Raw genomic sequence first — 8055 nt, forward strand, 5'->3', positions numbered from 1 at the left:
TTCACGATGACGACGCTCGACACCCAGCCCGTCCGGGCGAGCCGCATCCGGTTCTGGGCAACGGCCTACGCGCTGTTGGTCCTGCTGGTCGGGACGAACATCGCGACGCCGCTGTACCAGGGCTATGCGCAGCGATTCGGGTTCTCGCCCGTGGTCCTCACCCTGGTCTTCGCGGCGTACGTCGCCGTGCTGATCCCCTCGCTGCTGGTGGCAGGGCCGTTGTCCGACGCCGTCGGCAGGCGCCGCGTGCTGCTGCCGGCGTTCGCGGTGGCGATGCTGGGATCGCTGGTCTTCGCCCTTGCACCGAACACGGGGTGGCTGTTCGCCGGGCGGGTCCTGCAGGGCCTCGCCGTCGGCGCGGCCTCCGCGCCGCTGACCGCGGCGCTGACGGAGCTGGAACCCGGCCGTGACCGCCGCAAGGCCGCGCTCGTGTCCACGGTGGCGTCCGTGGGCGGGCTCGGCGGCGGGCCGCTGCTCGGCGGCCTGCTCGCCCAGTACGCCCCCGCTCCGCACGTCCTGCCGTTCGTGGTGGAGATCGCGCTGCTCGTGCCGGCCGCGGCGGTCATCGCGACGCTGCCCGCCACGACGCCGGGGACCCGGTGGCGCCCGCGGCGCCCCCAGATCCCGGCCGGCATGCGGGCCGAGTTCGCGACCAGCGGCACGGCGAGCTTCCTCGCGTTCTCGGTGATCGGGCTGTTCCTCGCCCTCGTCCCCACCTACGTCGCCGCGCTGTCGGGGAGCGCGAACCTGCTCCTCGCCGGTGCCGCCGTTGCGGCACTGCCGGGCTGCTCGGCGGTCGCCCAGCTCGCCGGTTACGGCAGGCGGGCCCGCAGCCTGGAGCTGCTCGGCCTCCCCCTGCTGGCCGTCGGGCTGGTGCTGCTGGCGGTGGCCGGCGGCCTGTCCTCCGCGCCCCTGTTCCTGGTCGCCACCGTGATCGCCGGCACCGGCCACGGCCTGGCGTTCCTCGGTGGCCTGACCACGATCAACAACTCGGCGCCGGCAGCCCGCCACGCGGAGGCGCTCGGCGCGTACTACGTGATCGTCTACCTGGGCGCGGGTCTCCCCGTGATCGGCGTCGGTGCCCTCGCGACCGCGGCCGGCCTGCTCCCCGCCGTGCGGGACTTCGCCGTCGGCGTCGCCGTGCTGTGCCTGGCGCTGGTGCTCGTCCTCGCGGGGCGCGCACGCCGCCTCACCGCACCCCGGCCCGCTGCCCCGTGACCGCGCGGTGGACCGCGATCTCGACGGACACCGTCACGTCGACCACGCCCGGGAGGCCGGTGATCGCCCGGTCGAGCCGGTCGTCGGAGAGGTGGCGCGCGCTCGGTCCCATGGCCATGACGGCGTGGACCTCCTCGTGGGCCAGTGCGATGCTCCGGGTCACCTCCCGGCGCGCGATGCGCTCGAACCGGCGGAACGACGCGGCGAGCCGTTCGGGCTTGCGGGGATCGATCCCGATCCCACCGACGAGCCTGCCGAGCTCCGCCAGGTGTCCGGGGAGCGGCGTGGCCACGACGACGACGCCCCCCGGCCCGAGGATGCGTTCCACCTCCGCGACGCCCCGCGGACCGAACACGCTGAGCACCGCGCTCGCCACCCCGGTGCGCACCGGGAGCGGCCCCCACACGTCGGCCCCGATCGCGGCCGCCCGGGGGTGGACCCGGGCCGCGCGGCGCAGCGCCGCCGTCGAGGCCTCGACGCACAGGCCGTACCGGCGCGGGGAGGCGTCGAGGACCGCCACCAGGTGGTGCCCCGTGCCGCCGGCCAGGTCGACGACGATGCCGTCGTCGTCGGGAGCCTGCGTGGCGACCAGCTCGGCGAGCGCGGAGCTCACCGGCCGGTAGTGACCGGCCGCGAGGAACCGCTCGCGGGCGGCGACCATGCGGGCGTCGTCGCCGTGGTGCCTGCGGTGCCCGCTGATCAGGTTGGCGTAACCCTGGCGGGCGATGTCGAAGGCGTGCCCCGCTGCACACGACAGCCTGCGGTCGTCGCGCCGCAGGCCTTCGCCGCACACCGGGCACCGCAGCCGAGCCGCGACCGCGTCCAGGGCCGCGAGGCGCGGGTTCGGGGGCAGTGGGCTCATGTCGGCGTCGTCGCCGGTCACTCGGGGACCGAGCGGGTGCGGTCATACACGCCGGCGAGGCCCCACAACGCCCCGATGTAGTCCCGCCAGATCGGCTCGGCATCGGCGGGGCGGACGCCGGCGCGCAGTGCCGCCAGCCGTCCGGGTGCGTAGAGCGACCCCAACGCCCTGGCCAGGTCGGCCACGTCGTCCGGGGCGCAGAGCAGGCCGTCGACGCCGTCGCGCACGGTCTCGGGGAAGTTGCCCACGCGCGTGGCGACCACCGGCAGCCCGTGCCAGTGGGCGAGCGCGACGAGCTGCGACGCGGTGGCCGTGCGGTACGGGAGGACGAGCGCGTCGAACCCGGCGAACAGCTCGGGGATCCGTTCCGCAGGCAGGTACTCCGGGGTGACGTGGACCCGCTCCGCGAGCCCCAGCTCGGTGACGAGCGCGGCGAGGCGCGCCCGGTCCTCGTAGAACTCGCCGACGATGCCCAGCTCCACGCCCGGGACGTGGGCCAGCGCCCTCAGCAGGACGTCCACGCCCTTGTAGTGCCGCACCTTGCCGAAGAACAGCACTCGCCGGCCGGGCGGGTGGTCCGGGCCGGCGGGTGACCGGCCCGTCGCCGGCAGGTGCGGCGGCAGTGCCGCGACCGCGACCGGGCGATCGGTGAGCCGCAGCAGCGCGTCCCGCTCGGCGTCGGTGTGCACGAGGACGGCGTCGGCGGATCGCATGAGCAAGGACATGAGCAGCCGGTCACCCGGGCGCGGCTCGTGGGGCACCGCGTTGGCGCAGATGACGACGACCCGCGCACCGCGGCGCGCGGCACGGGCGATCGCGGCCAGCGCAGGCGCCTGGAACGGGACGTAGTAGACGAGGACGACGACGTCCGACTCCGCAGCGGCCCGTCGCCCGATGCGTCCCCAGTCGCGCGGGTTGCGCCACGACAACGGCTCGCGGACGGTCGGGTAGACCTCGGCCTCCGGTGCCGCGAGCGGGTGCAGCTCCGCCGGGAGGAGCCTGGCGGGCCCCTGCCGGGTCCAGGTGCGCACGCGCACGGTGTGGCCTCCCGCGGCGAGGCGGTGCGCCAGCTCGTTCGTCAGCAGGGGGATGCCGCCCCGCCACGGGAACGCCGGCCCGATCAGGGTGACGCGCACGGAGCTCCTCGACGTCGGACGACACGCCGCGCTGCAGGATAGCCGCTGGTCAGGGTGCGTCGCGCCGGACATTCTTGACTGATTCCAGATAACCGGCCAGACTCGCGGCGTGCCGACGACCGCCGACTTCGAGCGCATGCTGCGCGGGGCCGCCCTGCGGGTGACGCGCCCCCGGGTGGCGGTGCTGTCCGCGGTACACGCCCATCCGCACGCCGACACGAGCTCGATCATCGCAGCTGTCCGCGACGATCTCGGCGAGGTGTCCCACCAGGCCGTCTACGACGTGCTGCGCGCCCTCACCGCGGCGGATCTGGTGCGCTGCATCGAACCGCCCGGCTCGGTGGCGCGCTACGAGGCGCGCGTCGGCGACAACCACCACCACATCGTGTGCCGGTCGTGCGGCGCCATCGCCGACGTCGACTGCGCCGTCGGGCCCGCACCCTGTCTGACCCCGTCCGACGACCACGGTTTCACGATCGACGAGGCCGAGGTCGTCTACCGGGGGCTGTGCCCCACCTGCTCCACCACCGCCACCGATTCCCGGAAGGATTCCCGTGTCTGACAGTCACGACGCAACCGGCAACAACTCCGTGCTCAGCGAGGTCAACGAGGAGAGCGCGGGCGGGTGCCCGATCTCGGCCGGGCGCCGCAACCACCCGACGGAGGGCGCCGGCAACCGCGACTGGTGGCCCAACCAGCTCAACCTCAAGATCCTGCGCAAGCACCAGCCCGCCTCCGACCCCATGGGCGCGGACTTCGACTACGCCGCCGAGTTCCAGACCCTCGACCTCGACGCACTCGCCCGGGACGTCGACGAGGTGCTGACCACCTCGCAGGACTGGTGGCCCGCCGACTTCGGCCACTACGGGCCGCTCATGATCCGGATGGCCTGGCACAGCGCCGGCACGTACCGGATCGAGGACGGCCGCGGTGGGGCGGGCGCGGGCATGCAGCGCTTCGCGCCGCTGAACAGCTGGCCGGACAACGTCAACCTGGACAAGGCGCGCCGGCTGCTGTGGCCGGTGAAGAAGAAGTACGGCCGCAAGATCTCGTGTGCCGACCTGATGATCTTCGCGGGCAACCGCGCCCTGGAGACCATGGGCTTCAAGACCTTCGGCTTCGCGGGCGGTCGCGCCGACGTGTGGGAGCCCGACGAGGACGTCTACTGGGGCCCCGAGCGCACGTGGCTCGGCGACGAGCGCTACACCGGTGACCGCGAGCTCGAGAGCCCCCTCGCCGCGGTCCAGATGGGCCTGATCTACGTCAACCCGGAGGGCCCGAACGGCAACCCGGACCCGCTGGCCTCGGCGAGGGACATCCGCGAGACGTTCCGCCGCATGGCGATGAACGACGAGGAGACCGTCGCGCTCATCGCCGGCGGCCACACCTTCGGCAAGACCCACGGTGCGGCCCCGGAGTCGCACAAGGGCCCCGAGCCCGAGGGCGCGCCGCTCGAGGAGCAGGGGCTGGGCTGGAAGAGCGAGTTCGGCACCGGCAAGGGCCGGGACGCCATCGGCTCCGGGCTCGAGGTCACCTGGACGCCCACCCCGACCCAGTGGAGCAACTGGTTCTTCCACAACCTGTTCGAGTACGACTGGGAGCTGACCGAGAGCCCGGCCGGCGCCAAGCAGTGGACGCCGAAGGACGGCAAGGCCCGCAACACCGTGCCGGACCCGGAGGACGGCAAGCTCAACCGCGCCCCGTCGATGCTCACCAGCGACCTCGCCCTGCGGTTCGACCCCGTCTACGAGCCGATCTCCCGCCGGTTCTACGAGAACCCCGACGAGTTCGCCGACGCGTTCGCCCGGGCCTGGTACAAGCTGACCCACCGCGACATGGGCCCGATCCAGCGCTACCTCGGACCGCTGGTCCCGCAGGAGACGCTGATCTGGCAGGACCCGCTGCCCGCCGTCGACCACGAGCTCGTGGACGCGGCCGACATCGCCGCGCTCAAGCAGCAGATCCTCGCCTCCGGCCTGTCGGTGGCCCAGCTCGTGTCCACCGCGTGGGCCTCGGCCTCGACGTTCCGCACCAGCGACAAGCGCGGTGGCGCCAACGGCGCCCGCATCCGCCTGCAGCCGCAGCGCGGCTGGGAGGTCAACGACCCCGACACCCTGTCGCACGTGCTGACCACGCTGGAGGGGATCCAGGAGTCCTTCAACAGCGCCCAGACCGGGGGCAAGAAGGTCTCCCTCGCCGACCTCATCGTGCTCGGCGGCGTCGCCGGCGTGGAGCAGGCCGCCCGCAACGCCGGCCACGAGGTGCAGGTGCCGTTCACCCCGGGCCGCACCGACGCCACCCAGCAGCAGACCGACGTGGAGTCGTTCGCGCCGCTCGAGCCCCGTGCCGACGGGTTCCGCAACTACCGCGGGAAGGGCAACCCGCTGCCGTCGGAGTACCTGCTGCTCGACCGGGCGAACCTGCTCGACCTCACCGCGCCCGAGATGACCGTCCTCGTCGGCGGCCTGCGCGTCCTCGGGGCGAACTTCCAGCAGTCCCCGCTGGGCGTGTTCACCTCCCGCACCGAGTCGCTCACCAACGACTTCTTCGTGAACCTGCTCGACATGGACACCACGTGGAAGCCCGCCTCGGAGGACGCGGAGACCTTCGAGGGGCGCGACCGGGCCACGGGCGAGGTCAAGTGGACCGCGAGCCGCGTCGACCTCGTGTTCGGCTCGAACTCCGAGCTGCGGGCCCTCGCCGAGGTTTACGGCAGCGATGACGCGCAGGAGAAGTTCGTGCGCGACTTCGCGGCCGCGTTCGCCAAGGTGATGGACCTCGACCGGTACGACGTCGCCTGATCCCGGTGTCCCGGACCGGAAGTCCGGTCCGGGACACTAGCGAGGTCGCGCAACGGCCCTCGGGACCTGGTCCCGAGGGCCGTTCCGCGTCCCGGCCCACTACCGTGCGGCGATGGGCGACGACACCTGGGCGAACCTGGCCGGCCAGTTCGCCGACGAGGCGTACGCCTCGGTGAAGGGGCGCGTGCGCACCTACGTGATGCACCAGCAGCTGCTGGAGCACCTGCCGCCGCCTCCCGCGTCCGTGCTCGACGTCGGCGGCGGAGCGGGCCACCAGTCGTTCCCGCTGGCCGGTGCCGGTTACGACGTGACGTTGCTCGACCCGTCGCCGGCCATGCTGGACAAGGCTCGGCAGCGGCTCCACCGCCTGCCCGAAGCGGCACAGCGCCGGGTCGCCCTCCTGCAGGCCGACGGCGAGAACGCCGACGAGGCGGTGAGCGGGCAGCGCTTCGCCGCCGTGCTGTGCCATGGCGTACTCGGCTACCTCGAGCAGCCGGAGCCGGTGGTCGACCAGCTGTGCCGGTGCGCCGCTCCCGGCGGCATCGTCTCGATCATGGCCGGCAACGCCGACGCCTCGGCGGTGCGCCCGGCCCTGGAACGGCGGTGGGACGACGCGCTGGCGGCGTTCGACGCCAGGACCGAGATCGGTGTGCTGGGCGTGCCGACCCGGGCCGACACCGTGGAGGAGCTCAGCGCGACCCTGCGGAACCGCGGTGTGGAGCCGCTGGACTGGTACGGGGTGTGGCTGTTCGTCGACTGGCTCGACTTCAGCGGGGCCGAGCTGGACCCGGACGACTCGGAGCAGGTGGCGGCAGCGGCCGCCGTCGAGCTCGAGGCCGCCCGGCGAGATCCCTACCGCCGGCTCAGCCGGGTCTTCCACCTCGTGGGGCGCAAGGGTCCGAGCTGACGGACGGCCCGAGGCGTTCAGGGCCTGATGTTCTCCAGATCCTCGAGGAGGCTCGGGTGGGTGGGCTTCCACCCGAGCGCGTCGCGGGTGTGGGTGCTGGTGGCGGGCTGGTCCATCGCGAAGATCGGACCGAACGGGCCGAAGTTCTCCTGCGGCACCGCCTCGACGGGCATGCCCAGCCGCCGGCCGATCACCGACGCGATGTCCCGGACCGCGTCGCCCTCGTCGGCCACGGCGTGCCAGGCCGTGCCCGCCGGCGCGGACTCGAGGGCCAGCGACCATGGCCCGATGGCAACCGGGGGCACGCGAACGCCTCGTCGTCGCGGCCGTCGACCTCTTCACCGAGCAGGGCTACGACGCCACCACGGTGGCGGAGATCGCCGAGCGCGCCGGGGTCACCAGGAGCACGTTCTTCCGGCACTTCTCCGACAAGCGTGAGGTCCTCGTCGCCGGCCAGGAAACCCTGAGCAGGCTGCTGGCCGAGGGGATCGCCGCGGCACCCGCGGGCGCCAGCCCGCTGGAGGCGGTCGCGGCCGGACTCGAACGCGCATCGAACGCACTCGGGCCGGCCAACCGCGAGCTCGGCCCCCGTATCACCGCAGCGGTGGCGGCCAGCACCGAGCTCCAGGAGCGGGACGCCCTCAAGCACGTCGGTCTCGCGGCCGCCATGAGCACCGCGCTCGTCGCCCGCGGCGTCCCCGATCTGGCCGCGCACCTGCTGGGCGAGCTGGGGGTCCTGGCGTTCAAGCAGGGCTACGCCCGCTGGGCGGAGGGTGATCGTGACGACGGCACCGAGCTCGCGCACCACGCGCTGGCCGCACTGCAGGAGCTGCGAACGGTCACCGCGTCCCTGCACTGACCGGCAGCGATCCTCATCTGCCGGGGTGCGGCGCGGCGGGCAGCCGGACCGTGACGCGGAGCCCGCCCGCGGGGCGGGGGGTGAGGGTGAGGGTTCCGTCGTGCGCCCGCGTGATGCTGGTGACGATCGCGAGGCCGAGGCCGACGCCTGCGTGGTCGGTGCGGATGCGGTCGGTGCCGCGGCGGAACGGCTCGGCGAGGGTGGCGATCAGCTGGGGGGCGAGTCTCTCGCCGGTGTTCTCGACGGTGAGCTCGACCGTGTGGGGGTGGGTG

General features: G+C 73.6%; 9 protein-coding genes. 5 read left to right on the forward strand and 4 right to left on the reverse strand.

The window, feature by feature from the left end; genetic code table 11:
- Positions 1-6 precede the first annotated feature (6 nt).
- Positions 7-1218 (forward strand): MFS transporter, encoded by a 1212-nt coding sequence (locus tag ABEA81_RS25070; RefSeq protein ID WP_345607768.1) that lies wholly within the window; start codon positions 7-9, stop codon positions 1216-1218.
- Here the strand turns inward: ABEA81_RS25070 and ABEA81_RS25075 are convergent.
- Both ABEA81_RS25075 and ABEA81_RS25080 read right to left on the reverse strand, forming a co-directional pair.
- Positions 1190-2101: a putative RNA methyltransferase gene (locus tag ABEA81_RS25075; RefSeq protein WP_345607769.1), complete on the reverse strand. Its 912-nt coding sequence runs from the start codon at positions 2099-2101 to the stop codon at positions 1190-1192. The two genes, ABEA81_RS25070 and ABEA81_RS25075, sit on opposite strands and share 29 nt — an antisense overlap.
- Entirely contained in the window at positions 2098-3216 is a 1119-nt protein-coding gene (locus ABEA81_RS25080) for a glycosyltransferase family 4 protein (protein ID WP_345607770.1), read from the reverse strand. The genes ABEA81_RS25075 and ABEA81_RS25080 overlap by 4 nt, the downstream gene beginning before the upstream one ends.
- Positions 3217-3325: 109 nt before the next feature.
- On the opposite strand from ABEA81_RS25080, the gene ABEA81_RS25085 reads away from it, so the two are divergent.
- From ABEA81_RS25085 to ABEA81_RS25095, 3 genes are all read left to right on the forward strand, one after another.
- Positions 3326-3778 carry a Fur family transcriptional regulator gene (locus tag ABEA81_RS25085; RefSeq protein ID WP_345607771.1) on the forward strand — a complete coding sequence of 151 codons (453 nt, stop codon included), beginning with the start codon at positions 3326-3328 and terminating at the stop codon, positions 3776-3778.
- Positions 3771-6017: a catalase/peroxidase HPI gene (katG, locus tag ABEA81_RS25090; protein WP_345607772.1), complete on the forward strand. Its 2247-nt coding sequence runs from the start codon at positions 3771-3773 to the stop codon at positions 6015-6017. Before ABEA81_RS25085 ends, katG begins: the two co-directional genes overlap by 8 nt.
- Before the next feature lie 112 nt (positions 6018-6129).
- Positions 6130-6924, forward strand: a complete 795-nt coding sequence (locus tag ABEA81_RS25095) for a class I SAM-dependent methyltransferase (protein ID WP_345607773.1) — start codon at positions 6130-6132, stop codon at positions 6922-6924.
- 17 nt (positions 6925-6941) lie between these two features.
- Here ABEA81_RS25095 and ABEA81_RS25100 read toward each other — a convergent pair whose 3' ends face one another.
- Complete coding sequence (locus ABEA81_RS25100; protein WP_345607774.1) at positions 6942-7229, reverse strand: Rossmann-fold NAD(P)-binding domain-containing protein; 288 nt, start codon at positions 7227-7229, stop codon at positions 6942-6944.
- Here ABEA81_RS25100 and ABEA81_RS25105 point away from each other — a divergent pair.
- Positions 7205-7783, forward strand: coding sequence for a TetR/AcrR family transcriptional regulator (locus ABEA81_RS25105; RefSeq protein ID WP_345607775.1), 579 nt, complete (start codon positions 7205-7207; stop codon positions 7781-7783). The two genes, ABEA81_RS25100 and ABEA81_RS25105, sit on opposite strands and share 25 nt — an antisense overlap.
- 13 nt (positions 7784-7796) lie before the next feature.
- Here ABEA81_RS25105 and ABEA81_RS25110 read toward each other — a convergent pair.
- On the reverse strand, positions 7797-8055 hold a 259-nt coding region (locus ABEA81_RS25110), incomplete at its 5' end, for a sensor histidine kinase (protein ID WP_345607776.1).

Source organism: Pseudonocardia adelaidensis (assembly GCF_039543345.1).
GTDB lineage: Bacteria > Actinomycetota > Actinomycetes > Mycobacteriales > Pseudonocardiaceae > Pseudonocardia > Pseudonocardia adelaidensis.